The 26738-nt window shown below is 33.6% G+C and carries 30 protein-coding genes; 9 read left to right on the top strand and 21 right to left on the bottom strand.

The genetic code is table 11. The features are described from left to right. Positions 1-2: 2 nt before the first annotated feature. Complete coding sequence (locus AC1EUU_RS02530; protein ID WP_480199807.1) at positions 3-1268, bottom strand: hypothetical protein; 1266 nt, start codon at positions 1266-1268, stop codon at positions 3-5. A 117-nt stretch (positions 1269-1385) separates the two neighbouring features. On the opposite strand from AC1EUU_RS02530, the gene AC1EUU_RS02525 reads away from it, so the two are divergent. Both AC1EUU_RS02525 and AC1EUU_RS02520 read left to right on the top strand, forming a co-directional pair. Next, positions 1386-2486, top strand: coding sequence for a hypothetical protein (locus AC1EUU_RS02525; RefSeq protein ID WP_480199806.1), 1101 nt, complete (start codon positions 1386-1388; stop codon positions 2484-2486). A gap of 1 nt (position 2487) precedes the next feature. Then, positions 2488-3252 carry an alpha/beta hydrolase family protein gene (locus AC1EUU_RS02520; protein ID WP_480199805.1) on the top strand — a complete coding sequence of 255 codons (765 nt, stop codon included), beginning with the start codon at positions 2488-2490 and terminating at the stop codon, positions 3250-3252. 19 nt (positions 3253-3271) lie between these two features. On the opposite strand, the gene rlmH is transcribed toward AC1EUU_RS02520, so the two are convergent. After that, positions 3272-3745 (bottom strand): 23S rRNA (pseudouridine(1915)-N(3))-methyltransferase RlmH, encoded by a 474-nt coding sequence (gene rlmH, locus AC1EUU_RS02515; protein WP_480199804.1) that lies wholly within the window; start codon positions 3743-3745, stop codon positions 3272-3274. 119 nt (positions 3746-3864) lie between these two features. Between rlmH and nadC the strand changes: the two genes are divergently transcribed. After that, entirely contained in the window at positions 3865-4722 is an 858-nt protein-coding gene (gene nadC / locus AC1EUU_RS02510) for a carboxylating nicotinate-nucleotide diphosphorylase (protein WP_480199803.1), read from the top strand. A gap of 69 nt (positions 4723-4791) precedes the next feature. Here the strand turns inward: nadC and AC1EUU_RS02505 are convergent, their stop codons facing one another. Next, positions 4792-5436, bottom strand: coding sequence for a protein-L-isoaspartate(D-aspartate) O-methyltransferase (locus AC1EUU_RS02505; RefSeq protein WP_480199802.1), 645 nt, complete (start codon positions 5434-5436; stop codon positions 4792-4794). 87 nt (positions 5437-5523) lie between these two features. On the opposite strand from AC1EUU_RS02505, the gene AC1EUU_RS02500 reads away from it, so the two are divergent. Continuing rightward, positions 5524-6483 carry a Gfo/Idh/MocA family protein gene (locus AC1EUU_RS02500; protein ID WP_480199801.1) on the top strand — a complete coding sequence of 320 codons (960 nt, stop codon included), beginning with the start codon at positions 5524-5526 and terminating at the stop codon, positions 6481-6483. A 118-nt stretch (positions 6484-6601) separates the two neighbouring features. After that, positions 6602-7489: a 3-hydroxybutyryl-CoA dehydrogenase gene (locus AC1EUU_RS02495; protein ID WP_480199800.1), complete on the top strand. Its 888-nt coding sequence runs from the start codon at positions 6602-6604 to the stop codon at positions 7487-7489. A gap of 65 nt (positions 7490-7554) precedes the next feature. Here AC1EUU_RS02495 and AC1EUU_RS02490 read toward each other — a convergent pair whose 3' ends face one another. Genes AC1EUU_RS02490 through AC1EUU_RS02475 form a run of 4 tightly spaced genes read right to left on the bottom strand, consistent with a single transcriptional unit; the run spans position 7555 to position 11925 of the window. Continuing rightward, positions 7555-8679 (bottom strand): efflux RND transporter periplasmic adaptor subunit, encoded by a 1125-nt coding sequence (locus tag AC1EUU_RS02490; protein WP_480199799.1) that lies wholly within the window; start codon positions 8677-8679, stop codon positions 7555-7557. Positions 8680-8722: 43 nt separating this feature from the next. Then, positions 8723-9982 carry an ABC transporter permease gene (locus tag AC1EUU_RS02485; protein WP_480199798.1) on the bottom strand — a complete coding sequence of 420 codons (1260 nt, stop codon included), beginning with the start codon at positions 9980-9982 and terminating at the stop codon, positions 8723-8725. Between the two features lie 18 nt (positions 9983-10000). Then, the gene (locus tag AC1EUU_RS02480) at positions 10001-11230 is read right to left on the bottom strand and encodes an ABC transporter permease (protein ID WP_480199797.1); all 1230 of its coding nucleotides are present in this window, start codon (positions 11228-11230) and stop codon (positions 10001-10003) included. Between the two features lie 2 nt (positions 11231-11232). Further along, on the bottom strand, positions 11233-11925 hold the full coding sequence (locus tag AC1EUU_RS02475; RefSeq protein WP_480199796.1) for an ABC transporter ATP-binding protein: 693 nt from the start codon (positions 11923-11925) through the stop codon (positions 11233-11235). Positions 11926-12044: 119 nt separating this feature from the next. Here AC1EUU_RS02475 and AC1EUU_RS02470 point away from each other — a divergent pair, with 119 nt between their 5' ends. Continuing rightward, positions 12045-12455, top strand: coding sequence for a thiol-disulfide oxidoreductase DCC family protein (locus tag AC1EUU_RS02470; RefSeq protein ID WP_480199795.1), 411 nt, complete (start codon positions 12045-12047; stop codon positions 12453-12455). Positions 12456-12662: 207 nt separating this feature from the next. Here the strand turns inward: AC1EUU_RS02470 and AC1EUU_RS02465 are convergent, their stop codons facing one another. The 8 genes from AC1EUU_RS02465 to AC1EUU_RS02430 all read right to left on the bottom strand — a co-directional run bounded on the left by AC1EUU_RS02465 (position 12663) and on the right by AC1EUU_RS02430 (position 20219). Continuing rightward, positions 12663-13238: a DUF2911 domain-containing protein gene (locus tag AC1EUU_RS02465; protein ID WP_480199794.1), complete on the bottom strand. Its 576-nt coding sequence runs from the start codon at positions 13236-13238 to the stop codon at positions 12663-12665. A gap of 52 nt (positions 13239-13290) precedes the next feature. Further along, a complete protein-coding gene (locus AC1EUU_RS02460) occupies positions 13291-13698 on the bottom strand; it encodes a hypothetical protein (RefSeq protein ID WP_480199793.1) in 408 nt (135 codons plus the stop codon). A gap of 89 nt (positions 13699-13787) precedes the next feature. Next, positions 13788-14189: a hypothetical protein gene (locus AC1EUU_RS02455; protein ID WP_480199792.1), complete on the bottom strand. Its 402-nt coding sequence runs from the start codon at positions 14187-14189 to the stop codon at positions 13788-13790. A gap of 741 nt (positions 14190-14930) precedes the next feature. Beyond that, entirely contained in the window at positions 14931-16088 is a 1158-nt protein-coding gene (locus AC1EUU_RS02450; RefSeq protein ID WP_480199791.1) for a peptidase MATCAP family protein, read from the bottom strand. A 30-nt stretch (positions 16089-16118) separates the two neighbouring features. Beyond that, positions 16119-16949 (bottom strand): N-formylglutamate amidohydrolase, encoded by an 831-nt coding sequence (locus AC1EUU_RS02445; RefSeq protein ID WP_480199790.1) that lies wholly within the window; start codon positions 16947-16949, stop codon positions 16119-16121. 44 nt (positions 16950-16993) lie between these two features. Then, positions 16994-17827 (bottom strand): sulfurtransferase, encoded by an 834-nt coding sequence (locus AC1EUU_RS02440; protein WP_480199789.1) that lies wholly within the window; start codon positions 17825-17827, stop codon positions 16994-16996. A gap of 10 nt (positions 17828-17837) precedes the next feature. Next, complete coding sequence (gene gshB, locus AC1EUU_RS02435) at positions 17838-18872, bottom strand: glutathione synthase (RefSeq protein WP_480199788.1); 1035 nt, start codon at positions 18870-18872, stop codon at positions 17838-17840. Positions 18873-18893: 21 nt separating this feature from the next. Beyond that, complete coding sequence (locus AC1EUU_RS02430; RefSeq protein ID WP_480199787.1) at positions 18894-20219, bottom strand: dicarboxylate/amino acid:cation symporter; 1326 nt, start codon at positions 20217-20219, stop codon at positions 18894-18896. 166 nt (positions 20220-20385) lie between these two features. Between AC1EUU_RS02430 and AC1EUU_RS02425 the strand changes: the two genes are divergently transcribed. Both AC1EUU_RS02425 and AC1EUU_RS02420 read left to right on the top strand, forming a co-directional pair. Beyond that, the gene (locus tag AC1EUU_RS02425; protein ID WP_480199786.1) at positions 20386-21027 is read left to right on the top strand and encodes a DUF937 domain-containing protein; all 642 of its coding nucleotides are present in this window, start codon (positions 20386-20388) and stop codon (positions 21025-21027) included. A gap of 106 nt (positions 21028-21133) precedes the next feature. Beyond that, on the top strand, positions 21134-21439 hold the full coding sequence (locus AC1EUU_RS02420) for a DUF6787 family protein (protein WP_480199785.1): 306 nt from the start codon (positions 21134-21136) through the stop codon (positions 21437-21439). A 24-nt stretch (positions 21440-21463) separates the two neighbouring features. On the opposite strand, the gene AC1EUU_RS02415 is transcribed toward AC1EUU_RS02420, so the two are convergent. From AC1EUU_RS02415 to AC1EUU_RS02400, 4 genes are all read right to left on the bottom strand, one after another. Beyond that, complete coding sequence (locus AC1EUU_RS02415; protein WP_480199784.1) at positions 21464-21736, bottom strand: hypothetical protein; 273 nt, start codon at positions 21734-21736, stop codon at positions 21464-21466. Positions 21737-21782: 46 nt separating this feature from the next. Continuing rightward, complete coding sequence (gene folE, locus AC1EUU_RS02410) at positions 21783-22379, bottom strand: GTP cyclohydrolase I FolE (protein ID WP_480199783.1); 597 nt, start codon at positions 22377-22379, stop codon at positions 21783-21785. A 93-nt stretch (positions 22380-22472) separates the two neighbouring features. Further along, positions 22473-23030 (bottom strand): peptide-methionine (S)-S-oxide reductase MsrA, encoded by a 558-nt coding sequence (gene msrA, locus AC1EUU_RS02405; RefSeq protein ID WP_480199782.1) that lies wholly within the window; start codon positions 23028-23030, stop codon positions 22473-22475. 193 nt (positions 23031-23223) lie between these two features. Next, positions 23224-24570 (bottom strand): M28 family peptidase, encoded by a 1347-nt coding sequence (locus AC1EUU_RS02400; protein WP_480199781.1) that lies wholly within the window; start codon positions 24568-24570, stop codon positions 23224-23226. A gap of 101 nt (positions 24571-24671) precedes the next feature. Here AC1EUU_RS02400 and AC1EUU_RS02395 point away from each other — a divergent pair, with 101 nt between their 5' ends. Next, complete coding sequence (locus AC1EUU_RS02395; protein ID WP_480199780.1) at positions 24672-25178, top strand: hypothetical protein; 507 nt, start codon at positions 24672-24674, stop codon at positions 25176-25178. 3 nt (positions 25179-25181) lie between these two features. Here the strand turns inward: AC1EUU_RS02395 and AC1EUU_RS02390 are convergent, their stop codons facing one another. Together AC1EUU_RS02390 and AC1EUU_RS02385 are read right to left on the bottom strand one after the other, a co-directional pair. After that, entirely contained in the window at positions 25182-25634 is a 453-nt protein-coding gene (locus tag AC1EUU_RS02390; protein ID WP_480199779.1) for an N-acetyltransferase family protein, read from the bottom strand. Then, positions 25635-26657, bottom strand: coding sequence for a threonine aldolase family protein (locus tag AC1EUU_RS02385; protein WP_480199778.1), 1023 nt, complete (start codon positions 26655-26657; stop codon positions 25635-25637). It lies immediately after the preceding gene. Positions 26658-26738 lie beyond the last annotated feature (81 nt).

Here is a 26738-nt window from a genome sequence, read left to right as displayed (position 1 = left end):
CTTTATTCTGAGCTATTTAATGAGAAATTATTATCAAATACGATACTCTTAGCATCTTTTAGCTTTAAATAGTCAACCTCTCCGGCACCCAAGAAACGAAAACGAACACCCACAATAGTACCAATTGATTTATTGTATTGATGTGAGAAAATTGCATTATCATCTATAAAAACCGAAAGCTCCTTGTCTTTTGAAGATATTTTGACATTTCTAAAGCTAGAAAGGTCGGTACCAAAAGTTGAAAGATCATGTTCTTTACCATCAATATACACATCGCTAAGCATAACACCGAGCTCTGAAACACAACCAGAAATAGCAAATGGTATCATAATAGCACTTTTAGTACCAACAATTATGATCAAAGACCGCTGGCAAACCGCCCATTTATCGCTATAAACATTTTTAATTGAAGTAGTGAGTTCGAAATTATCACCAGAAATAGCTGGAAGATCATTCACATAATGAAATGATGACATAAGAGGTTTGCTACTTGCTTTAATTTCGTTTAAAATATCATTCGCGTACGATAGTTTATTTGATAAAATAGCTTCGGTAGCAACATATTTAGGTATCGGCTCATAATCTATGGTACCTAACCAACCATTACTCTTAATAAAAAGATCATGTTCTTTTATAAGTTCACCATCAATTAAAAGCTTTGCCCTGAAATACCCAGGATAATAATACTGCCCTGTGGCTTGCTTTTGTTCTTTTTTAAGTTTAATGGTTTTCGTAGGATCCCAAAATTGTTGAATATAGATACTATCAGATAGTACCTCATTTAAATCAAAATCAAATACAACAGAATTTGGCAGTCCTACCGTGATCGGCCTGCTACTAAAGGGTACACTCGAATAGTCTGGTTTTACTATTGAATTGGTACCTTTCATGGAGTAAAAAGAGATAAAAACCAACGTCATTATTGCTGCCGATGCCATTATTACCCCAAAATTAGGTGCAATCTTTCGAGAAAACCATGAAGGCTTTTTCTTCTGAATATTATTTTTAAAATCGCGCCAATTTACAAATCCGGCAAACTGTGCCAAGGTATTAAGTGTACTTATGCTAGGCGCATTCGTATAGTTAACACGTCCCCATACCCTTTTTAAAGTAGTAGGACTCAATAACACCTGCGTTTGTTCTTGAATCTTATCACTTAATTCAATAAACACATCGTTGTGCCAGTTTTTAGAACTCCCCCAGCCTAATCGATCTTCTATTAAAAGAAGGCAGCGTTGTACAAGATGATATTCAGCGTAACTAGTCATTGCAACAAAATTCATCAAAAATATTCATTTGAACAACAATGAATGAGATTGAACAGCTTTGTTTTCTCCTTTAAAATGACTTTTTAGAATTTTGTGCTCATCCTTAATATACAAATCATGAAACTTCAAAAATTAATAATTTTACTTGCATTATTTACTACCGCCGGTAATGCGCAACAAATCATACCGCTAGATACCTTAAACTGGAAAATAACGGCTAACTCACATGTAATTGAAAATTACAAAGGCAAAGACGCTATTTATCTACAAGGTGGCGCTATCACTTTAAAAAATAAGAAATTTCTAAACGGAACCATTGAGTATGATATTTTTCTAAAAGAAGAACAAGCCTTTCCGGGTTTATATTTTAGGGTAAATGATTCTGATAGTGAGCAATGGTATATAAGACCACATCAATCTGGAAATCCTGATGCCAATCAGGCAGCACCGGCAGTAAAAGGAATTTCTCCATGGCAATTATATTTCGGACCTAGATATTCATTTCCGTATGAATATAAATATAATGATTGGACGCATGTGAAGCTTGTAGTTAATAATGATAAGGCACAGGTGTATTTAGACCATTCAGAGAAACCTAATTTATCGTGGAATTTATTCCACAAACCACAAAGTGGTGGCATTATTTTTAGAGGTGGTAATAGGTCTGGAATGCATATCGCTAACATTTCTATTGATGAAAACAACTCTGAATTACAAGATTTTAAACCGATTGAAAGAAAACCAATAGAAAATTTAATAGCTGAATGGCAAATCTCAAACAAATTTGATGAAAAGCTCTTAGATGCTCCAAACAAAATAGACTCTATTCTAAAAACAAGAAAATGGGTTGGAAACATTCAAGTTGAAGAAGGTACCGCCGCCAATATTTCTAGATTGATACAACGTTATAACAAAATTCCAGGAAATACAGTATTTGCTAAAATCGAAATCACTTCAAATCAAGATCAATTAAAGTTGCTTGAGTTTGGCTATAGTGATAGAGTTGTAGTTATTCTAAACGGAAAACCATTGTATTGGGGTACTAATAGATGGCGATCTAGAGATTATCGCTACTTAGGAACGGTTGGCCTATTTGATGGAGTATATTTAGATCTTAAAAAAGGAAAAAATACATTGTTAATGGCTGTTTCTGAAGATTTTGGTGGATGGCTAGTTACAGGAAGAATAAAAGATAAAAAAGGAATCAGCATTAATTAAAATGAAAATATTGGCAATTTCACTTCAGGTAATAAGCTTTTTACTCGTTCTATTTCAGTGCAGTGCGCAACAAGAGCACTTTCAATCACAATTATTAAAACTGAAGGATTCTACTTATCTAGATGCCAGATACTATGGGCAAGATAGCGATGAGCTAAGACCAGGAGTTCTTTTACTTTGTCAATGTGATCCAACAACAGATCAAAATGAATATAATAGTTTGGCTTCGAAACTGAAAAACTCTGGATATCATGTGTTATCATTTGATTATCGCGGCTTTGGCAAAAGTGAAGGTAGTAAACCAAACCTAATGGCTATGAAATCAATGACTGAGGTCATGGAATATTGGAGGAAGCATTGGTTACACGATGTTGAAATTGCCTTTAATACCTTGAAGAATATGAAAGGTGTAGATACAAAACGAATGACCATAGTAGGCGCCAGCTGCGGGAATTTTTTAGCATTGGAGTATGCCCTCAAGTATAAAAACCTGAGGTCTTTAACACTTTTGGGTGGGCCAGTAGATGATAATATTATAGAGCGCCTCGAAAATTATAAAGAATTGCCAATCTTAATTTTAGCAGGGAATGAAGGGCCTACTTTTGAATGGGTAGATCGAATATTTAAAGCATCAAAAAACAAACGAACAAGCATTACAAAATTTAATACTGTAAGTCACGGTACCGGAATCTTTAAAAAACAACCTCAAACAGAAGAAACAATAGTCAACTGGATAGACAAAACAATGATGCCTAATAAAAACTAGTAAGATTGGATTTTAATCCTTATTCATGGTGATAAGGTTCATTTTTCAAGATGGTAAAAGCTCGATATAATTGTTCAACCATAAAAAGGCGTATCATTTGATGCGAAAAGGTCATTTTTGATAACGATATTTTTCCTTGTGCTTTTTGATAAACCGTTTCTGAAAACCCATAAGGACCACCTATAACAAACACTAATTGTTTAATACCAGAGTTTAATTTCTTTTGTAAGAATTTTGAAAATTCAACAGATCTATATGTAGCACCTTTTTCATCTAATAAGATCAATTGATCGGTAGGCATTATCTTTTTCAATATCAACGCTCCCTCCCGCTCTTTCTGTTCATTTTCAGATAGATTTTTTGTGTTTTTAAGATCGGGTATAATATCAAGATCAAACTTTATATAATGCTTTAATCGTTTTTGATAAGCCTCAATTAACTGAATTAATTGTTTATCATCTGTCTTTCCAATAGCAAGAAGTTTAATTTTCATAAGGCAAATGTACAATTTATCATGTAGCAATCTAAGGCTAAAAAAGCATCAAAAAATCATAAATCTAATACCGCATATCGTAAATCTAATTCTTATTTTTACCACATAAATTTCTACGTATGATAAGTAAAGAACAATTTGAAAAAGAATTAGACCTTATTATTAGCAATGCCATTCGCGAAGATGTTGGCGATGGAGATCACAGTTCTTTGGCTTGTATACCATCAGAAACAAAAGGAAAAGCAAAGCTTTTGGTTAAAGATAAAGGTATTATTGCCGGTGTTGAATTTGCTAAACTAGTTTTTAATTATGTAGATAAGCAGCTAGTGGTAGAAACTTTAATAGAAGATGGAAGTGCTGTTAAATATGGAGATATTGTTTTTTATGTTGAAGGTAGTTCTCAATCTATTTTAATGGCAGAGCGCTTAGTTTTAAATGCTATGCAACGAATGAGTGCCATTGCCACTAAAACGAGAAAGTTTGTTGACCTTTTAGAAGGCACTAACACAAAAATATTAGATACGCGTAAAACCACACCCGGCATTCGTGCTTTAGAAAAATGGGCTGTTAAAATTGGCGGTGGTGAAAATCATCGATTCGCCCTTTATGATATGATCATGTTAAAAGATAATCATATTGATTTTTCTGGCGGTATTACTAAGGCAATAGATAAAACGAAGCAGTATTTAAAGGCTACTAATAGAGATCTTAAAATTATAGTTGAAGCTAGAAGTCTAAAAGAGATTGAAGAAATTTTACAGTCTGATGGCGTTTACAGAATTTTAATTGATAACTTTAACTATGAAGATACTCGAAAAGCAGTTAAATTAATTGGTGATAAATGCCTTACGGAGTCTTCTGGTGGTATTAATGAAAAAACGATTAGAGGTTATGCCGAATGTGGTGTAGATTATATTTCTTCTGGTGCCCTTACCCACTCTGTTTATAATATGGATTTGAGTTTAAAAGCTGTTTAGCGTTATATGATTTAATTGGTAAATTATATATAGAGTACCAATTTCTGGCTTTTAATTTGTTAAGAGATCTTACTTCTGGCTTTCTTTAAGCATTGGTACAAATCTGAAATCACCAAACTCATGTTTTTCAAATCCCTTTTCACTTGTACGAATGAATAAGGTCATTACTTGTACAGCATCTCCAACAGGGATCACGAGTCTACCACCTATTTTAAGTTGGTCTAGTAAAGGTCTTGGAACAAAAGGGGCACCGGCTGTAACTACAATCTTGTCAAAAGGAGCAAACTCTGACCAACCTTTATAGCCGTCTCCAAAACGCATCTTTTTTGCAACATAACCAACCTTAGGTAAGAATTTTCTGGTCTTTTCATAGAGTTCTTTTTGACGCTCTATGCTATAAACTTCAGCCTTAAGCGCCACTAAAACCGCTGTTTGATATCCAGAACCCGTGCCTATTTCTAAGATTTTATCCCCTTTTCTCACCTCTAGAAGCTCCGTTTGAAATGCAACGGTATAGGGCTGTGAAATGGTTTGATCTGCAGCGATTGGAAATGCTTTATCTTGATAAGCAAAATCAACAAAGCTAGAATCCATAAATAAATGGCGAGGTATTTTAGCAATAGTATCTAGTACTTTCTCATCTGTAATTCCTTTGGCTTGTATTGTTTGAACTAATTGATTTCTAAGTCCTTTATGTCTGGCTGTATCTTTCATCTTGATGCCTTCAAATTACGCAAATATTTCACTAAAAAAACAAAATTAAAACAGCTTATTTTGTAGTTTTGTTAAAAATCAAATTCTATGCTCAAAGTAGGCGTTCTGGGTGCTGGTCATTTAGGAAAAATTCATTTAAAATTATTACAACAATCAGATAAATATGAGTTGGTAGGGTTCTTCGATCCGAACCAGGACAATACGAAAAAAGTAGCCGCTGAGTTTGGTTATACACCTTTTGAAACGGTCTCAGATCTTATTGATGCTGTTGAGGTGGTAGACATTGTTACACCTACACTTTCACATTTTGAATGTGCAAAAGAAGCGATTACAAAAGGGCGTCATATTTTTATTGAAAAACCAATTACCAATACTGTTTCTGAAGCTGAGGCTATAAGAACATTAGCGAGTGTTCACCATGTACGCGGGCAAGTTGGTCATGTAGAGCGTTTTAATCCGGCTTTTACTGCTATAAAAGACACCATAAAAGATCCGATGTTTATTGAAACACATCGTTTGGCGGAGTTCAATCCTCGTGGTACAGATGTTCCTGTTGTGCTCGACCTAATGATCCATGATATTGATATTATACTAAGTGTTGTTAATTCAAAAGTGCGAAATATTAATGCAAGTGGTGTATCTGTAATAAGTGAAACACCAGATATAGCTAATGCGCGAATAGAATTTCAAAATGGTTGTGTAGCAAACCTTACCGCTAGCAGAATTTCTTTAAAAAATATGCGAAAATCACGCTTCTTTCAAAAGGATGCTTATATCTCTGTTGATTTTTTAGATAAAAGTGTTGAAGTGGTAAAAATGAAGGATGTGCCAGAAAATCCTGATGAATTTGCAATGATTTTACAGAATGCTGAAGGGTTTAAAAAGCAAATTTACTTTGAAAACCCAGATATACATCCTAACAATGCCATATTAGATGAGCTAGAAACGTTCGCTGATGCCATTATTAATGATACAACACCTATTGTAACCTTACAGCAAGGAGCAGCAGCCTTACGAGTTGCTCAACAAATTATAGATTGCTTTTAAATAAAAAGGTATTGTAATTATAGCACTCTTATTAATTTTATAAATAAACTTTAATCATCATTATAAATTGTTTCTTACTGTATTAAACATAAGAATCATTCAAGAAAATAAAATATAAATGAAAAACGTAGCAGTTATTGGAGCAGGAACAATGGGTAACGGAATTGCCCATACATTTGCTCAATTTGGATACAAAGTTCAATTAATAGACATTTCTCAAGCAGCCTTAGATAAAGGGATTGCAACCATTTCTAAAAACTTAGATCGCATGGTTGCTAAAGAGAAAATCTCAGAGCAAGATAAAGCCGATACACTTGGTAATATTCAATCATATACTTCTGTAAAAGAAGGTGTACAATACGCAAGTTTAGTGGTTGAGGCCGCAACAGAAAATATTGACCTTAAGCTTAAAATCTTTGAAGAGTTAGATAAGGTTTGTCCAGAGGATACCATTCTGGCAACAAATACATCTTCAATTTCAATTACGAAAATTGCCTCTGTAACTTCTAGACCAGACATGGTAATCGGTATGCATTTTATGAATCCGGTGCCTATTATGAAACTGGTAGAGGTGATTCGAGGTTATAATACATCTGATGAAGTGACCGAACTGGTTATGGAGCTTTCTAAAAAATTAAATAAGGTTCCGGTTGAGGTTAATGATTATCCAGGTTTTATAGCCAATCGAATTTTAATGCCTATGTTAAATGAGGCCATTTACTCACTGTATGAAGGCGTGGCTGGAGTTTATGAAATTGATACTGTTATGAAGCTTGGAATGGCACATCCTATGGGGCCATTGCAATTAGCAGATTTTATTGGGTTAGATGTATGTCTTTCTATTTTAAACGTACTACATGAAGGATTTGGTAATCCAAAATATGCACCGTGCCCATTATTAGTGAATATGGTCACTGCCGGTAAATTGGGTGTGAAATCTGGTGAAGGATTTTATGATTATACCGAAAGCAGGAAAGCAGAAAAAATTGCTAAACAGTTTTCTTAAATATAAAAATCCGAAGTTGCTCACACAACTTCGGATTTTCTTTATTACCTATTCTAAAATGCTATTTAGTCATCATCGCTTTCCTCTCCTTCTTCGTCATCTTCTTTTTTAGACTTTTTATTCCAAATCTTAATTTCATCACTTTCTGTAACTCCTTCTAAGATCTCAACATTAATACCGTCAGAGATTCCTAATTTAACGTCTTTCTTCTCAAATTTATCTTCTCCGGTTTTAACTTCAACAAAAGGTTTTTCTGTTTTTTTATTAAACTGTAAAAGCGATTCTTTAATAGAAAGTACACTATCTTTTTGCTCTAAAACAATTTCAGCATTAGCGCTATAGCCTGCACGAAGAAAATAATCATCATCCAACGTAACATCAGCTTTGATGGTAAATTGAACAGATCCGCTTTCCTCTGTCCCTTTAGGTGCAACAAAATTTAATTTAGCCGGAAATTTCTTGTCTTCTACGGCTCCTAATGTAATATCTAAATCAATATCTTTTTTGATCTTTCCTACCTCAGCTTCATCTACTTTTCCTTCAAAGATCATTTTAGTCATATCTGCAATTGAAGCAATGGTAGTACCTGCATTAAAGTTATTACTTTGAATAACTTGATCTCCTTCTTTAACAGGAATTTCTAATACCGTTCCAGAAATTTGAGCTCTAATATTCGTGTTGGCACCTCCACCTCCACCGATAGATCCTCTTCTTATGATCTGGTAGTCGTTTTGTGCATTAATTAAATCTTGTTTCGCTTGATTATATGTTAATTCAATCGCTTCAAATTCTGATCTAGAAATAACACCCTTATCATATAATGCTTTGTTTCTATCAAATGAAATTTTAGCGTTATTCAGTTGTATTTGAACACTGTTTACTCTACCTCTGGCGCTAGCCAAAGATTGTTCATTAGGTACAACACGAACTTTTGCTATCAAATCTCCTTTGTTAACTTTAGCTCCCTCTTCTAAGTAAATTTTATCGATTATACCTGTAATTTGAGGTTTAATCTCAATTTCTTCAAGCGGTGTAACTTTCCCGGTGGCTACCGTCTTTTTAACGATAGTGGCTTTAAATGGTTTTTCTGTTTCGTATTCGATGGTTGACTTGTTATTCATCATACCAAACCATATTAAAACTGCAATAAGTAAACCTAATATAGTACCAAATATGATTTTTCTTTTCATTTGTTCTTAATTTTCTTAGTTGATTTATAAATTATTTAAATTGTTATTCTTCTCTTAGCGCTTCTATTGGACGAATGCTTACAGCTCTTTGTGCTGGTATTAATCCTATTAAGGTACCAAATGATACTAAGGCAAACACAGCTCCAATAGCAATTGGAATATTAACTGTTGGGTTTACAAAAGGAAATCCATCTCCTCCTGCCAAGGTTGCATTGATAATAAATAATACAATTCCTCCAAAAATAATTCCTAAAACGCCAGCAATTAAAGTTAAAAAAACAGACTCAAGTACTATCTGACCTTTCACATCTTTGGGTGTTGCCCCAAGTGCTCTTCTAATACCAATTTCTTTTGTTCGCTCTTTTACTGTAATTAATAAAATACTACCAATGGCGATTACGCCTGCAATTAATGTAGCAATTCCAACAAACCATGTTAAAAATTTAATTCCTTTAACAAAACCCGTAATTTTCGCGAACATTTCACCAAAATTAAAGGAGCCAAAAGCTTGTTCATCTTCTTGGTGCGCTCCATGCCTGCGCTTCAGTAAGGCTTTAACATTATTTTCAACCTCCAAAACATCTGCATCTTTATTGGCAGCTATCACCATCCATCCTATATTATCACCTGTATTGTTAATTTTTCTATAGGTTGTAAATGGTATATAAACTGAATCGTCTCCTTCAAAACTTCTTCCATTATCTTTATATGTTCCTACAATTTGAAAGAAACTTCCATTGATTTCAAGGTAATCACCTACCGGTTTTTCACCTTTTTCAAATAGTTCGTCTACAATTTTTTCACCGATGACACATATTTTTCGCTCTTCATTAATATCACTCGAATTAATAAATCTACCGTCAAGTAATTTTACTTTATTAACATTATCTAATGTTGGATAATCTCCAAAGAGTTTATATGTTTTAGTATTTGCCTTTCTTTTTATTTGTGCCGGTGGGCCTCCAAATACGCCTTGTACATCTCTTGGCACCACAAATTCTATATCTGGAACCTGCCTTCTAATTGCTTCTACATCTTGCACTTTTAATCGTAATTGTCTACCTCTTTGAAATCCTTTATTTGGCATACTTGTTCTTTGTGCCCATAAGAAAATACTATTGGTTGCCAAATTGCTAAACTCTTTATCAAACCCATTCTCCATACCTCTTGCTGCACCTAATAAAGTGATGAAAAGAAAAATACCCCAAAGTACACCTATAATTGTAATGGCCGTACGCAATTTACTTTTCTTTATCGCTCCGAAAATTTCTTGCCAAGTATCGTTATCAAATATGAATTTCATTATTACAGTTTAAAGTTTTTAATCTTCACCTAATGCAACTACCGGTTTTATTCTCGCGGCCCTTCTTGCAGGCACATATCCTGCTAAGGCGCCAACAAAAACCAAAATAATGGTAGCCCAAACAATAGTACCTTGATTTACTTGAGGATTTGTAATAAAATAATCTTCTAGATTATTACCCATTCTACTTAAAGCAAATATTGCAATAAGAATACCTATATATCCTGCAATTGCGGTAATAAATATTGATTCTTGTAAAATCAATCCAACGATCGAACCTGGTGTGGCACCTAAGGCCTTTCTAATACCTAGTTCTTTAGTACGTTCTTTAACTACAAATACCATAATGTTACCAATAGCAATGGCTCCGGCAAATAAAGTCCCAATACCAATCCATAATACAATTATTTGCAACATATTGGCAAACTGCATGTTTTGTTGGTAGTCATCAAAAACAGATCGTACTCGAATGGCACTTCTATCTTCTTTAGACACATTATGTTTGTCTTTTAATATTTTAGAAATATCTGAAACCATTTTTTTTGCACCAGATACGCCTAAAGCTTTATTAAATGATAAATTAATTTGGTCTATGTCATCTGTATTTTTATGGATAAGCTGAATGGTTGAAACCGGAGCATAGATTAACCGCTCTTCATTGTCTCCCCCAGCGTCGCTAAAAACACCTACCACTTTGTAAGCCAACCCATTAAGCTCAATAAATTTACCCAAAGCGCTTTCTTTCTTGAATAGATCTTTCTCTACTAATCGGCCAATTACTACTACTCTAGCTCTATTTTTCACATCATTTTCATCTATAAACTTCCCTTCATCAATAATTGTTTTTTCCAAAAATTGATGGTCAGGGAAAACAGCTCTCATTGTATAAGCACCAGACTCATTTTTTCTGGTGGCCTGCATGCTTTTATAGATTCTAGGGGTAATATACTCTATCTTATCACCAAATTCCTTGCGTAAAAGTTCTAGATCTTCATTTTCAAATTGAATCTGTCTTCCTTCTTTAAAACCTTTATAGGCTTTTGTGGTTCTACCGGCCCAAATAAAAATGGTATTTGTTGCATCATCAGAGAAAAATTTATCAAAAGTATTTTTTAAGCCATTCCCCATACCGAAAAGTACAGTAAAAATGAAAATCCCTAAGGTTACGGTAAATGCCCCAAGAAAAGTTCTTAGTTTGTTTTTACTTATTGATTGAAATATTTCTTGCCAACGACCTAGATCAAACATGTTTATGCTTTTTGTAAAGTTTTGGTTCTTTCATCACTAGTAATCACACCATCTTTTAAACGTACAATTCTATGTGTCATTTCTGCAATATCTTCTTCGTGTGTAATAACCACAATGGTCATTCCTTCATTATTAATTTCAGTTAATAAATCCATTACAGATTCAGAAGTAGTTGAGTCTAAAGCTCCTGTAGGTTCATCTGCCAATACAACCTTTGGTTGTGTTACTAAAGCACGCGCAATAGCCACACGTTGCTTTTGCCCACCAGACAATTCACTTGGTAAATGATTTGCCCAATCTTTTAGTCCTACTTTATCTAAATATTCTAACGCAACCTCTTGACGTTCCTTTCTTCCCATACCCTTATAATACAATGGCATTGCCACATTTTCTAAGGCTGTCTTATAGGTAATAAGGTTAAATGATTGGAAAACGAAGCCTAAAAATTTATTACGTAAAACAGCTGCTTTCTTTTCATTAAGCTTTTCAATTTTTTGTTCATTTAAAAAGTACTCGCCTTCATCATGGGTATCTAATAAACCTAATATATTTAAAAGTGTAGATTTTCCAGAACCTGAAGCTCCCATAATAGACACGAACTCGCCTTCTTTTATTTCAAGATCTAATCCTTTTAATACATGTAAAGAATCCTTACCCATTGGGTAAGATTTGTGAAGTTTTTTGATTTCAATCATTTGGTTAATTCTATTTAATTTAACTTTTAAAGTTAAGAATTGCTTTTCTGCGCAAATCCTAATAATATGTTAAAAGACGATTCAAAAATTATTATGTTACTATTATGTAACTTTGCATTATGATAAATTTACAAGACAAATCATTAATCTTATTTGATGGTGTTTGCAATTTATGCAACTCATCCATACAATTTATCATAAAAAAAGATAAAAGAAACCACTTTTTATTCTCTTCTCTACAATCTGACGCCAGTAAGGAAATTTTGTTACATAATAATCGAGAAAATTTAGACTTAACTTCTATTTTATTGTTAGAAAAGGGTAAAATTTATGATAAATCTACTGCGGTATTAAAAATTGCCAAAAAATTATCGGGTGGTTATTCTATATTATACGGATTCATACTTGTACCAAAATTCATTAGAGATTTCTTTTATGGCATCATCGCCAAAAATAGATATAAGTGGTTTGGTAAAAATGAAGCTTGCCTATTACCTACTAAAGAATTAAGACTTCGCTTTTTGGATTAATGTTTTCATGAGCAACGAGGGCAATAAGCAGACATGAAAAAGCCTAGGTCAAGGACGACCTAGGCTGATTAATGAGAAGCATTTTTTGAAACTTAATTATTCTTGTAAAAGTAGTATCTGTATTTCTGTTAGTTTCACTTTGATCTGATGTCAAAACAAAATGCCTCTCATTTTGCTATTGCATTTAATTCAATTTAAAGAACATAATTATAGTTTAGCGACATAATTATCTTGATCTATTCTCATAGGTACGTTTACTCTAGTTGATCCCCAACCTAATACCATATTTAACTTTTCACTACCTTTTTTAAAGGCAATAGAAAATGACTTCAACATTTCGGCTTTGCTAACGGGGACTTTGATACGAACTACATCTGCCTTAGAATCATATTGAAATGATCCCCATACATCAAGATTAGAATTTAAAATGATTTCCCATTCATTTTCGCCCGGTATTGTTAGCAAAACATATGTACCTGCTTTCACTACTACATCATTAAAGACTGTATCTTGATATAATTTTATTTCAGTGGCTTCATTAGCTCCTGTTCTCCATAACTCCCCAAATGGTATTTTATTGCCAAAAGCTTCTTCATTTTTTTCTATTGATGGTCTTCCGTAAACTACTTTTACTAGTGGTGGTGTAATATTACTCTCTCTGTAGTAAGCAATATCATGTGGAGCCTTATCTAAATTCTTAAAACTTTGTGCATTTCCATTTAGCGCGAATAATAGCGTTGCGTAGATTACTATTATTATTTTTATATATAATGACTTTTTCATTTTTTCTGATTTTAAATTTTTCAAGCTATTCATAACAATTTTTTTCTAAGTATTATTCATTCATATTCACTGCTAGTGTTTGATCTGCCTTTATTGCATTTCTTAACTTACGAGTGGCTGAAACTGTAATCTTTGATGTAATTACAAAGTTTGACGTATATAATTTTAAATTATAGGTTCCTGCAGCCAATTTTGTTTTATCAATCTCACAGGCCTTACCTTTATTATGAGCAGAATAAACTGGTTCACTAGTCTTTGGATCTAAGATTTGATACTTATAAAAGGTGTCAGCTGATTCTAATTTCATTACATCTTCTCTTGTATCATCAATTATAGTCATGGCTATAGATCCATCTGGGCCTGTAGTAACATACTTTAATCTTTGTGGAACTTCTTTCGTTTGTGCAACTGTTACGATTGCTACTAAACTTAATACGATGGTGAAAACTGCTTTCTTCATGATGTTAATTTTTAAATGTTTTTAATTTTTTGTTTGCGACTTAATTTTTTAATCTGGTTTAGGGAAGAAAGGAGCCCTCGTTATATTTATTAGTCTTCGTAATTTACTGCTACAGCATCTTCTTGTATAGCATTACGTAATTTTCTCGACGCCGATACTGTAATCTTAGAAGTAATTACAAAATTCGATGTGTACAACTTTAAATTATAAGTACCTGCGGCTAATTTTGTTTTATCGATCTCACACGTTTTACCTTTATTTTCTGATGAATATACTGGCTCTGCAGTGCGTGGATCTAAAATTTGATATTTATAGAAATTATCTGCTGATTCTAGTTTCATGTTATTTTCTCTTGTATCGTCAATAATGGTCATTGCTACTGATCCGTCTGGACCGGTGGTAACATATTTCATTCTCTGTGGAGCGTTTGATTGTGCAAATGCTACAACTGCTACTAAACTTATTACGATGGTTAAAACTGCGTTCTTCATGACTATAATTTTTTATGTGTTAAACTTTTAATTATTACTATTCAATTTTAGTTTAGGAAAGAAAGGAGCAAGTCGACAATATCTCGTTAATATTGTGTATTTCGCTGTATTTCAACATCTTAAATAAGTATTTCGTTTTAAATTAAGATGTACTCTCCCTATGTTAGCTTTACAATAAAGCAACATCATATCCGTTGTAAATAGACTAAGTCATTTACCAAATCTCTAAAAAGAGATACTAAAATTGATTAACTAAAAGATTTTAAGGTTGAAGGAAAATGAATCCTGATTATAAATGTAATAGCGACTTACAATAACTTTAATAGTTATTACCTAAAATCTTTAAACTTTTTGTTTTGTTTTGAAGACCGTGCCCGAGATACCGAGCAAAGAATTCAAGAATAATTAACGAAATACACTGCTAATGTATAGTATCAACCTATACGAGTCAATAGAGCAATTAGTGATTTTTAAAATTCATGGAAAACCATGAGTTTTTCATTTTAGGCAAAAAACTCAATGTTTATAGGGGTTTCAGAGCTGTATTTCAATAATAAATGGTTGAAAATTCTCAAAAAAATGTCATTTAGTCCTCTTTTCAGAAAATAACACTTCACTAATTTCAACCAATAAAATGCTCATTTTTCAGTAGTGAAAATTGTTCATTTCATAAAAATTAGGCCAGAAATAATGAAAAACTTGTAAGATTTTAGGCATCTAATAGCAAAAATGGCAATAGAATTACTTAAGGTTCTTTAGTATGAAATCTACCGTTTTATCTGTATTCTTGTTTTCTTTAAATGAAGTTGTAATATGTTTTACAGGAGAAGCTAATCCTTTAGCTAGCAAAGACTTAATCTTATCTTTATATTCAATTGATACCTTACCGGCCAGTAATAAGTTTAAATCCTCGCCAGAATGATAATAATCATATACTTTTTTCAAACCAGTTAGATATTGATAATCTTTTGTGAGCCCTCCGCCTCGATGTGTTCTAACCGCTATGTAAAATGCTTTATCTTTATTTAAATCATACACATTATGTAATAATCTAAATGTTTTCGAGAATGAATATCCTTTTGCCAAGCTATCAACGGCAATTACACGATAAGCAAGCTCTTTTAAACGTGTAATGGTTAAACTACCTGACATATATTCGCTAAAAACAGATAAGCCCTCTTGCGTTTCTACATTATTCGGAAACCCATGAGAGAATATTTTTAATGGATGTAATAAACCATTCATTGTAGTTACCATATGCACACCTATTTCATGATTGGTTAAAATTGCCATCTCATTATCTGAAAAAATATGATTGCCATTAATGACTAAGGTTTTTACATTGTTTAATACCATTGCTATAGCCCCCATTGTATCAGAAAACTTGATCTCATAGCTAAAATCATACTGTTTAGAATAGTCTCTAAATATTCTTTCTGCTTCTTGAGGTGTATATTTAGGTTGGAATTTTTCGGATAAAGGATCTTCTTCTTTAAAATGCAGAATGAACTTAGCATTTTCTACATCCTGTTCAGTGGGTGTACCAAATGAATGAAGGCTATTATAGTAGAATTTCTTTCCTTCTCCTATAGTTTCAATACAACGAATTAATCCAGAATAGAAGTAGATAATTTCTTCATATAGTTCTTTTAGATCATTATCTTCAATTAATTCAATTGGTTGCGCAAAGAACTCCCTATGTAGCTTGAATTTATCAAAATCTATATTTGGATACTTAAAAATGGGATCTGTAAGATACTTTGAAGCAAAGAACTTTTGTTTCTGTTCTTCTATATTAATAGGATTCACATAACTCAAGAGCTCAATTTTCTTAACTAATTGATCTATATAATTATCTATTTTAAATAAAGCTTCAGTGGTTACTTCGGGATCTCTCATTAATTCAATTCTTCAAAAGGAAACGCAAATTTAAGCTTTATGATTGGTATAGAAAGTATTGGCATGCTTTTTTAAGTCTATTTTCAAAGATCGTTCAACCGCAGCTACTACCTCAGGGTACATAATTTGATTTAACTCATCACAATATACCTTGGCAATTTCTGTAGCTAGCACCAAAGTATTACTAAAATTATTCGTAATATATTTTAAGAAATGACCATTCCCTTGAAAAGTATCATTAATTCTAGAAGTAGATTTTATGCCATTTGGCAATTCCATCTTTTCGAGTATAGACCTCCATAATTCAATATCATTGCCAAATCGTTCATTATCGTTATTTGCAGTACCTAAATTCCAGGTTGGCACTTCCCTATCCCAACGTTGCCAGTTATAAGAATGCATATCATAAACAACACAAACTCCAAATAACTCTTCAAGTTTACTTATAAGTGCATGTACCACTTTATAAAAATTATGGTGCTTTGTTAAGCTTTTTTCTTTCATTTTAATGGGTAATGCATCTTTCCACAGTTGTTTACCCCAAGCATCATCATATATAGCTACGTCTGGGTGGCGATTTAAATCATATTCAAATCGCGAATCCATTCCGGCAATAACTATGGGGTGTGTTCTTACCATTTCTTTGGTAGCCGGATCTTCTTCATACCAACGCTCATATTCTGTATGCAAACAATTCTCCCAAAGTTCACTTCTAAATTGATGCCCGTCATGCACAGCGCCACAGGCATAATGCACATATTTGTCTATTTTTATAGTAAAAGAATAATCTTCAGAAACAGCTTCGAAAGTTTCTTGATTTTCAATTTTTTTTATGATCTGATCTACTGAAATTTTTAACATCATTATTTGTTTAATAAATTAGATATGATCTTTAGAAAGATTATTTATTCAATAGGTAATGCAGGATTACTTCCCCATTCTGTCCAAGAACCATCATAAACGGCTATCTTGTTATGCCCTGCTAATTCGGCACCTAAGGCCAAAATACAAGCTGTAATACCCGATCCGCAAGAAAAAATCAAGTCTTTATCTGCATACCGTTTGAAGCTGTCTCGCAATTCGTCTTTTGACAAAAGCTTATTATCATTGATCAATTCTGTATAAGGCAAATTGAGAGATGAAGGTATATGCCCACTTCGCAACCCCTTTCGAGGTTCTGGGATAGTTCCTTCATAGCGTTCGGCGGAACGCGCATCCAAAATCTTTATGTTATCCGAATTTATAGCAGTTAATACTTCATTAAAATTTTTAATGCTATTTTCTTGATACGAAGCCTTAAAGTCTCCTGAAGTTTTGCTATGTAGTGTTGTATTTTCAATAGGAAATCCGGCAGTTTCCCAAACTGGCAACCCTCCATTTAAAACGGATACATTTTTATGTCCGAAAGATCGGAATAACCACCATACGCGGGCGCTTGAATAAATACCATAGTCATCATAAATTACAATAAAACTATCATTGTTAACACCTAATTTTTGAGCTTCTTCTTCGAATTGTTTCTCAGTAGGAAAGGTATTTGGTAAAGAGGATGAAGTATCACTAAACACATTTTTTATATCAAAAAATCGGGCGTTCTTAATTTGACTTTCCACCTCTTTTACAGGCACATTCTTATTTGTAGCCTTAGGAATAGTGGCATTTAATATAATAAGATTTGGGTCTTCAAGATTTTGGACAAGCCAATCTGGAGAAACCAAAGGAGTTTTAAACCCTTTCATCAATCATTATTTAAGCTTCGTCAACAATTTTTCTTAGATCAGTTTTGCGATTAAAAGCAGCATTACGCTCTAATACCTTACTTTCTAAAAAGTCTATAACCTTTTCTTGTAGCTTTACTTTGTATACTTTATTAATGTAGGTAACACCACCTGGGCTCATTACATTAACCTCTACTAATTTACCACCAATAACGTCAATCCCAACAAAATATAGACCATCTTTAACTAATTTTGGACCAATCTTTTTACACAAAAGCTTTTCTTGGGTTGTTAGTTTATGTTTAGCTACCGTACCACCGGCCGAAACATTAGAGCGATGATCTTTATCACCTGGAATACGACGCATAGCGCCAATTGGTATACCATTTAAAAGTAGTACTCGAACATCTCCTTGGTCAGCTCCTTCAATATACTCTTGTAGTATTACATAATCTGAGCCTCCTTCACTTTTACTTATATAAAAATCTAATAATGAATTAATATTACCCATTGCGGCTTTTTCTATAAGTATAACACCTGAGCCTCCAAAGCCGTTTAAAGGTTTCAAAATCATTTTATCTGATGAAGATTCTTCAATCATTTTAATCAGATAATCCTTGTTTTTTGAAACATGAGTTACCGGGATAATCTCATTGTCGGGATCTTCAAAAACAGCGGTATATACTTTATTGTTTGCTTCGCGCATGCCTTGAACGGAATTAACAATAAATACATCATCTTTCACGGAATCAAGGAAATTCAACATTAATGGATCTAATGGAGGTTCGGCGCGCATAAAAATCACATCAAATCCTGCCAAAGGAAGCATTTCTTCTCGTGTAGTGGCGTTCTTATGGAATGACTTTAATGAACCTGGTACTTTTTCCATTCTTTCAATTATAGTAACAAAAGCACAGGTAACACTATTTCTTATTGTTAGATTCGCAGGAGCACACAGTGCAACTCCATGGCCACGTTTTACACATTCATGAATTAAGGCAAGTGACGTATCATTTTCTGGAGATGCAATACTCTCCCATGGATACATTAAAAAACAAACATTCATAATTTGGTTAGTTTAAATTCTTTATTTTACTTCATCATAATGGTCGTCCCATTCTTTTGGCTTTGGGGTGCTTAACTTACCTACCGATTTAGCAATTACAGTAGAAACTGTTGCATCTCCAGTAACGTTGATTACTGTTCTACACATATCTAAAGGTCTATCTACTGCAAAAATCAATCCTAACGCTATAGGGTATTTTTCTGGAGGAAACCCAATAGATTCTAATACTATTACCAACATAACCATTCCTGCTCCTGGTACAGCTGCACTACCAATAGATGCCAATAATGCGGTTAGAATAATTGTTAATTGATCTGCAAAAGTTAAATCAAAAGCCAGAGCCTGAGAAACAAATACCGCAGCAATACCTTGGTATAAGCTCGTACCATCCATATTTATAGTTGCCCCAACTGGCAGTACAAAACTTGATACTTCTTTGTCAACTCCAATATGCTCTTCTACACGCTCCATAGTTACCGGTAGTGTAGCTGCACTACTACTTGTTGAGAATGCCAATAATTGGGCTGGACTCAATTCTTTTATAAACCAAAGTGGATTTTTCTTTGTAAATACTTTTATAATAAACATATAAAATGCCACCATTAAAGCCAAACCTAGAACAACAGTTCCTGCATACTTGAGCAGCGCCACTAATAGCTCTGGGTCTCCGGAAGAGACAACCACGTTGGCCAATAAAGCAAATACAGCAACAGGTGCAGACAGCATAATTAAATCTACCATCTTTAATACTACATCATTTAGAGAATCAAAAATATCTTTTAAAGGTTTTGCTTTTTCTTCACCTATTAACAACATTGATATTCCTAAGAAAATTGCAAAGACAATCACCTGTAACATGAGTCCGTTAGAAGAAAGTGCTTTAAAGGCATTATCTGGAAACATATCTACTAAAAATTGTAATGGGCCAGATGATTTTTGTTTTCCCGCCTGTACAATTTTTCCTTGTACTCCACTATCATTTGCATAGGTTTCAGATATTTTAGCAATCGTTTCATCAGACACGCCTCCGCCAGGCTCTAAAACATTTACAAGTATAAGACCAATACTAATGGCAATTATTGTTGTACCAATATAAATACCTATCGTTTTAAGTCCCATATCTCTAAACTTAGAAATATCTTTTAGGTCAGAAATACCTTTAATAAGTGAAGCTAAAATGAGAGGAATAGCAATTAGCTTTAGTAGGTTGATAAATATGGTTCCAATGGGTTTAATCCAATCAGTCACAAACTCTTTTCCCCAAGAAATTTGTATCATTAAAAAACCAAAAAGTAAACCTAGAAGCATTCCAATAAGGATTTGCCAGTGCAGTGCTATTTTTTTCATTCGAGTTAGTTTATTATAGAGTAGAAAGATAAAAAATATATGTTAATCTAAAATTAACTTTTAATATTTCTTAATTCTACCGAAATTTAGACTTCCAATATTTATTTTATTGGAACAATTATTGTAACTTGTGAAATAGTATTAATCAAAAACAAACAATAACAAAATGGAAGGAATTTTAGATCTTCTAAATAGTGATTTAGGAAAAACAATTATCTCTGGTGTAGCTGGTTCAACTGGGCAAGACACCAATAAAACTGGAAGTGTGCTTACAATGGCTCTTCCTGTTCTTATGAAAGCCATGCAACGTAATGCTTCGACACCTCAAGGTGCAGAAGGGCTTATGGGTGCTTTAAGCAAACACGACGGAGGAATTTTAGATAATCTAGGTGATCTATTTAGAGGAGGTGTTGGTCAAGAAGTTACTAATGATGGCGGAAAAATATTAGGCCATATTTTAGGTAACAGACAGCAAGGAGTTGAACAAGTTATTGGACAAAAATCTGGTTTAGATGCTGGATCTGTGGCCAATATTTTAAAAGTAGCAGCACCAATTTTAATGGGAGTTTTAGGCAAACAATCACGCCAGCAAAATGTAAGACAATCTTCGGATTTAGGCGGTTTACTCGGTGGATTGTTAGGCGGAAATTCTACGCAACAAGAGCAAAGCTTCTTAGAGAAAATTCTTGATGCCGATGGCGACGGAAGTGTTTTAGACGATGTTGCCGGTATGGTATTAGGTGGTGGAAACCAAAAGAAAAGTAGTGGCCTTGGAGGCTTATTGGGTGGATTGTTCGGAAAAAGATAAGGTTTAACTCAACAACTTATTTAAAGGCTGGAAATTTTCCAGCCTTTATTATTTCTTGTTTTTTAAGACAAAATCATGTAGTACATTTGCACAGCGAAATATAGTTATGGAAAAACTTAAAGAACGTTGGGGTATTGAAAGTAACTGGGCAATTGTTGCAATATTTATTGTATTTGCTATTAATGGGTCATTTTCGGCTTGGGTAGCAGAACCGGTAACCGAATTCTTTGGTATAACTAAAGAATCTTATTCCCCATGGCTCTATTATACGATTCGGTTTTTATTAATATTCCCTATTTATCAAATAACATTACCGATTGTAGGATGGTGTTTCGGGCAATTTCGTTTCTTCTGGAATTTTGAAAAAAAATTCCTAACCCGATTAGGATTAGGATTTTTATTTAAAAAGTAAGCATTAAATTCTTGAAGTAGCTCTTTAACTTACTTCAACTTCAACAATTTTATCTTTTGCAGTATCGAATACATAGGTATATAACCACATAATTGTAAAAGTTGGGATTATATCTAAAAATGGTAGCGCTTCTTCAACAAACGTGATTGCCGCCGCTAACTTTCCTTTTTTACCAGGATACATTTTTGTCATTAAGTAGGCTGAAAGTGGAGCCCATACAAGGTCTAAAAAAGGAACAAATCCAATGGCATCGAAAACAATACCTAATGCCAGTTTTTTATATTTATTATCAGTCATAATTTTTGATTAATGTATTTATGCTATATCAATAAAAGTGCCATATTTATGATAAATCAGAACTTATTAGTTTTAAAAACTCCGTTCTGGTTTCTATGTTCTTAAAAGCGCCTCTAAATGCTGATGTGGTGGTAACTGAATTTTGTTTTTGTACACCGCGCATCATCATACACATATGTGATGCTTCTATAACTACTGCAACTCCTTCGGGTTCTAAAACTGAATTGATACTCTGTACAATTTGATCGGTTAAGCGTTCTTGCACCTGCAAACGCCTGGCAAAAATATCTACAACTCTAGGTATTTTGCTTAAGCCTACAATCTTACCTTTAGGGATATAAGCAACGTGCGCCTTTCCAAAAAAGGGTAACATATGATGTTCACATAGTGAATACAACTCAATATCTTTTATAATCACCATTTCAGAGTAATCTTCATCAAATAATGCCGATCTAAGTACATCTTCCGCATCCATTTCATAACCAGAAGTTAAATATTGCATTGCTTTTGAAGCACGTTCTGGTGTTTTAAGTAATCCTTCACGAGAAATATCTTCTCCTACACTCTCAATTATAGATTGATATTTTTCTCTAATATCATCTGTAACCTGAATATTATACTCCTCAAATTTTCTATAAGGCATAGTTATATTTTAAAAAATAAAGATATAAAAAAAGAAGATTTGCCGAAAAACAAGCCTCGACAAATCTTCAAAACCAAAAATCAACCAAATTTTTTACTTCTTTTTAAGCTTATCTTTATACTGCTTGATAAACTTTTCTAATTTAGGATTTATAACTGCTCTACAGTATCCTGCATTTTTATTATTGTTATAGTAATCTTGATGATAGTTTTCTGCTACATAGTAATTATTTACTTCTGTAATTTCAGTAACTATTTTATCATCAAATACATTTGCCTTTTCTAAGTCGGCTATCATCTTCTCCGCTTCAGCTTTTTGCTCATCATTATGATAGAAAATAGCCGACCTGTATTGTGTGCCTACATCAGCACCCTGTCTATTTAAAGTAGTTGGGTCGTGTGTATTAAAAAATACATCTAACAACTCTCTATAACTTATCTTTTTTGGGTCATAGCTCAACCGAATTACCTCGGCGTGACCAGTATTCCCTGTACAAACTGCTTTATAAGTTGGGTTTTTAACTGCTCCTCCTGCATATCCTGCTTCTACTTTATAAACCCCTTCTAATTGCTCAAAGATGGCTTCGGTACACCAAAAACATCCATTGCCGAATGTTGCTAATTCCAATTCTTTCTGTTTAGATGAATCCATTATTATTTTGTTATTTTCTTGTTTTTCTTCAGCTCTTAAAGAACATGATAAAAAAGACAAAATAAAAATGAAAACAATACTTTTTTTAATCAATTTTAAATCATTTTTCAATCTCTACCTATATGACGAATAAATTAATAAATAATTACACTCAAAACAAAAATTTAACATTATTTAAGGTTTTAGCATTTTCTTAATTTCTGGGGATCAGCTTTCTAGGAAATTGCACTAAACTTTCAGCTCCATTTTTACCAACTGCCGCAACACCAAAAAGGTAGTTGTCAATTACAATATTTTTTAGTGTATAGTCAGTTACTTTTCCAACAAATCTACTATGTTGCCATCGTGGTGATGTCGTATCTCTCCAATATATTTTATAACCGATCAAATCATCATCGTTAACAGTATCCCATTTTAATCTTGTTGACGGTTGCACAGCACCTCCTATACTCACGTTATTAGGTGCTGGCGGCGCTGAGGCCAAAGCAGCCAGAGTCAATGCATTTACGGCTGTTAACTTTGCGGCATAATCAAAATCAACTGACTCGATCACATCGCCATATTTTATACCATTTTCGGTACGTAAATCTTGATGCTGTTCATTATAATTTTCATGCGTTTCCATAATACGAACACCAGTAAAACCTTGATCATTAAAGGGACGATGATGCCCTCCTCTTCCGAAACGATCTAGTCTATAAATCATAATGGCATTTAGGTTTGTCATATAATCATTGGTTATTTTATCGATATAACGTGCCAGTTGTCTTGAGGGCCCATCAATTTCACCTCCATAAAAACGCATTCCTCTTTTTTCTCGATCTGTCATTGTCATTGAAATTGCTTCAGAGAATACTCTAAAGCTACTATTATCAATGACTCCATCAATCCCTTTTATGTTACCAATCATATCATTATTTAATACTCCAATAATGTCCCAGCCTTTTTCTTTAGCCACTTTAGCCATATGCTGTCCTCCATATAATCCTTGCTCTTCCCCAGATAGACCTACATAAATAATAGAAACAGGAAATTTATACTTTGATAATATACGAGCAGCTTCTATAGTACCTGCCATACCAGAAGCGTTATCATTTGCCCCAGGAGAGTCGGAAGTATAATTATTAGGATCTGATACACGAGAATCAATATCACCAGACATGATCACATACCTATTAGGATATCGTTCGCCACGTTGAATGGCCAATACATTTACTATTTCAACATCTTTTACAATTCTACGGTTGTTTTTAGGAACAAGATTGCGCTGATAACTCACCTCAAGACAATTATTACAATCTTTTGAGATTTCATCGAATTCAGCTTTAATCCAACGCCTTGCCGCTCCTATTCCGCGTGTTTCAGAAAGTGTATCAGATAGTGTATGTCGGGTTCCGAAATTTGCTAGTTTGCGAATATCTTTCTCGATGCGCTCGGAAGAAGGCGCAATTGCTATGTCGGTTAGAATTTTAGAGACTTCACTTTGAGCCGAAAGTAAAGTCATGTTTATCAAGAATAAAAAGGTTAGTGTTTTTTTCATTGTAGTATTTTGATTTACAAATGATTAATTAATTGAGAGCTTAAAGTTATTATTATTTAAAAGAATACATATATTAGTCGCCATAAATTTGGTACCTGACAATGAAAAGAATTCTATTGCTTTTGTTTTTAATTGCTACGATAGCTGCCTACACTCAAAATAACTCTAATCAGATAAAACAGCCTTCAAACTTTTGGGAAAATGTGCGAATTGGAGGCGGTTTCGGTTTTGGGTTTGGATCTGATTATACGGCGCTCTCTATTGCACCAAGTGTGATCTATGAATTTAGCGATAAATTTGCTGCTGGGCTAGGTACCAGTTATCTCTACGCTAAAGATGGTGACTTGAAATCAAATGTATTCGGAGCTAGCGTCCTTACTTTTTTTAACCCTATACAAGAACTACAGGCTTCAGCTGAGTTCGAGCAATTATTTGGAACACAAAAACTAGGTACTATTAATGAAGATATAAGTATTCCTGCGCTGTATTTAGGGATTGCCTATAGAACTCGTTGGGCCGCATTCGGAATTCGATATGATGTATTGTATGATGATCAAGAGAGTATTTTTGTTTCTCCTTGGTCTCCAATTGTTCGCTTTTATTTCTAAAGCTTAAAAATGTAGTTTCATGCCTTCATGTGAGGCTTTAAAACCTAGTTTTTGATAAAACTTTAGTGCTTCAGGTCTCTTTTTATCAGTAGTTAGTTGCACTAGATGTGCTCCTTTTTCCTTTGCCCTCTTTATTGCCCATTTAAATAGTTTTTCACCAAGTCCTTTACCTCTTTGATCTTCTCTAACCCTTACCGCTTCAATTTGTGCGCGTATTCCACCTTGATACGTTAAATATTGTATAAAGCTTAATTGCATAGTTCCAATTACTTCTCCTTGTATATTCTCTACAGCAATAAGTTCTTGGTTCATATCTTTATCAATATTATCAAAAGCTTGATAGTATTTTGATGGTAATGGATCTTTATAATCTTCGCGCAATTGGCCTAGTTTGTCATGCGCAATCAACTTAACGATAGCAGAAATATCTTCTCTTCTTGCTTTTCTAAACTGCATTTAATAAAGGTTTTTCAATTCATCAATTAGTTTTTCCAACATTTCATCGGTAAAATCAAGATGGGTAACCATTCGTAATTTGCCTTGCCCCATTCCAACAATTAGAATATTTTTCTTCTTAAGCTTTTCGACGAACTGATCATCATTAATATCGTCATTTACATTAAAAATGATAATATTGGTTTCTACGGGTTCAACGTTCTTAATAAATGGTAATGATTTTAAGACCTGAGCAATTTTTTTTGCTTTTTTATGGTCTTCGGCCAGGCGTTCTACATTATGGTCTAGTGCATAGATTCCAGCAGCTGCCAGATAACCGACCTGTCTCATTCCTCCACCTAAGCGTTTACGAATGCGAAGTGCTTCATTTATATGGTGCTTATTTCCTAATAAAATTGATCCAATGGGGCAGCCAAGTCCTTTTGACAAGCACACCGAAATGGTATCAAATAATTCTCCATATTGTTTTGGAGAATCATTTCTGTTTATTATAGCATTAAACAGCCTTGCCCCATCAAGATGATATGCCAAATCTTTTTCTTGACACACTTTTTTGATTTTTACCAGTTCTTCAAAATCCCAACAAGCACCTCCCCCTTTATTGGTGGTATTTTCAACGGTTACTAATGACGTAAAGGCTTCATAAATGTGATTTTTATTTTTCACATGTTTTTCTACTTGTTCTGCTGTAAACATTCCGCGATTTCCATCAATCAAATTACAAGTAACCCCAGAATTGGCTGCGGGCCCGCCACTTTCATAATTATAAACATGTGCCCATTTATCACATATTAATTCATCTCCCGGCTTGGTGTGCAACATTATTGCAGCTTGATTTGCCATAGTGCCAGAAGGGAAGAACAAAGCGGCCTCCATTCCGAATAAGTTTGCCGCTTTTTCTTGTAATCTGTTTACTGTTGGATCGGCTCCAAAAACGTCATCACCAACTTCTGCATTCATCATTACCGCTAACATTTCTTCTGTCGGTTTTGTAACAGTATCGCTAATTAAGTTTATTATCATAGTACTTACTCATGAAAATGAGCTTCTTTTTTTAAAATTTAATATCTTTAGTAATTAGGCTCTATATACTTTATTTTGTGA

This window comes from Maritimimonas sp. 2205BS37-2 (genome assembly GCF_056591755.1).
The sequence above is the reverse complement of the archived record's forward strand: the minus strand, read 5'-3'. Positions and strand labels throughout refer to the sequence as shown.

Coding starts and splice junctions, on each gene's coding strand:
- AC1EUU_RS02390 (WP_480199779.1), bottom strand. CDS start 25,634: ATGCAGTTTAGAAAAGCAAGAAGAGAAGATATTTCTGCTATCGTTAAG.
- AC1EUU_RS02520 (WP_480199805.1), top strand. CDS start 2,488: ATGAAAATATTGGCAATTTCACTTCAGGTAATAAGCTTTTTACTCGTT.
- AC1EUU_RS02460 (WP_480199793.1), bottom strand. CDS start 13,698: ATGAAGAAAGCAGTTTTCACCATCGTATTAAGTTTAGTAGCAATCGTA.
- AC1EUU_RS02445 (WP_480199790.1), bottom strand. CDS start 16,949: ATGTTAAAAATTTCAGTAGATCAGATCATAAAAAAAATTGAAAATCAA.
- AC1EUU_RS02500 (WP_480199801.1), top strand. CDS start 5,524: ATGCTCAAAGTAGGCGTTCTGGGTGCTGGTCATTTAGGAAAAATTCAT.
- folE (WP_480199783.1), bottom strand. CDS start 22,379: ATGCCTTATAGAAAATTTGAGGAGTATAATATTCAGGTTACAGATGAT.
- AC1EUU_RS02485 (WP_480199798.1), bottom strand. CDS start 9,982: ATGAAATTCATATTTGATAACGATACTTGGCAAGAAATTTTCGGAGCG.
- AC1EUU_RS02430 (WP_480199787.1), bottom strand. CDS start 20,219: ATGAAAAAAATAGCACTGCACTGGCAAATCCTTATTGGAATGCTTCTA.
- AC1EUU_RS02385 (WP_480199778.1), bottom strand. CDS start 26,657: ATGATAATAAACTTAATTAGCGATACTGTTACAAAACCGACAGAAGAA.
- msrA (WP_480199782.1), bottom strand. CDS start 23,030: ATGGATTCATCTAAACAGAAAGAATTGGAATTAGCAACATTCGGCAAT.
- AC1EUU_RS02420 (WP_480199785.1), top strand. CDS start 21,134: ATGGAAAAACTTAAAGAACGTTGGGGTATTGAAAGTAACTGGGCAATT.
- AC1EUU_RS02455 (WP_480199792.1), bottom strand. CDS start 14,189: ATGAAGAACGCAGTTTTAACCATCGTAATAAGTTTAGTAGCAGTTGTA.
- AC1EUU_RS02395 (WP_480199780.1), top strand. CDS start 24,672: ATGAAAAGAATTCTATTGCTTTTGTTTTTAATTGCTACGATAGCTGCC.
- AC1EUU_RS02465 (WP_480199794.1), bottom strand. CDS start 13,238: ATGAAAAAGTCATTATATATAAAAATAATAATAGTAATCTACGCAACG.
- AC1EUU_RS02400 (WP_480199781.1), bottom strand. CDS start 24,570: ATGAAAAAAACACTAACCTTTTTATTCTTGATAAACATGACTTTACTT.
- AC1EUU_RS02490 (WP_480199799.1), bottom strand. CDS start 8,679: ATGAAAAGAAAAATCATATTTGGTACTATATTAGGTTTACTTATTGCA.
- AC1EUU_RS02505 (WP_480199802.1), bottom strand. CDS start 5,436: ATGAAAGATACAGCCAGACATAAAGGACTTAGAAATCAATTAGTTCAA.
- AC1EUU_RS02525 (WP_480199806.1), top strand. CDS start 1,386: ATGAAACTTCAAAAATTAATAATTTTACTTGCATTATTTACTACCGCC.
- AC1EUU_RS02470 (WP_480199795.1), top strand. CDS start 12,045: ATGATAAATTTACAAGACAAATCATTAATCTTATTTGATGGTGTTTGC.
- AC1EUU_RS02450 (WP_480199791.1), bottom strand. CDS start 16,088: ATGAGAGATCCCGAAGTAACCACTGAAGCTTTATTTAAAATAGATAAT.
- nadC (WP_480199803.1), top strand. CDS start 3,865: ATGATAAGTAAAGAACAATTTGAAAAAGAATTAGACCTTATTATTAGC.
- AC1EUU_RS02415 (WP_480199784.1), bottom strand. CDS start 21,736: ATGACTGATAATAAATATAAAAAACTGGCATTAGGTATTGTTTTCGAT.
- AC1EUU_RS02425 (WP_480199786.1), top strand. CDS start 20,386: ATGGAAGGAATTTTAGATCTTCTAAATAGTGATTTAGGAAAAACAATT.
- rlmH (WP_480199804.1), bottom strand. CDS start 3,745: ATGAAAATTAAACTTCTTGCTATTGGAAAGACAGATGATAAACAATTA.
- AC1EUU_RS02530 (WP_480199807.1), bottom strand. CDS start 1,268: ATGACTAGTTACGCTGAATATCATCTTGTACAACGCTGCCTTCTTTTA.
- AC1EUU_RS02495 (WP_480199800.1), top strand. CDS start 6,602: ATGAAAAACGTAGCAGTTATTGGAGCAGGAACAATGGGTAACGGAATT.
- gshB (WP_480199788.1), bottom strand. CDS start 18,872: ATGAATGTTTGTTTTTTAATGTATCCATGGGAGAGTATTGCATCTCCA.
- AC1EUU_RS02475 (WP_480199796.1), bottom strand. CDS start 11,925: ATGATTGAAATCAAAAAACTTCACAAATCTTACCCAATGGGTAAGGAT.
- AC1EUU_RS02480 (WP_480199797.1), bottom strand. CDS start 11,230: ATGTTTGATCTAGGTCGTTGGCAAGAAATATTTCAATCAATAAGTAAA.
- AC1EUU_RS02440 (WP_480199789.1), bottom strand. CDS start 17,827: ATGAAAGGGTTTAAAACTCCTTTGGTTTCTCCAGATTGGCTTGTCCAA.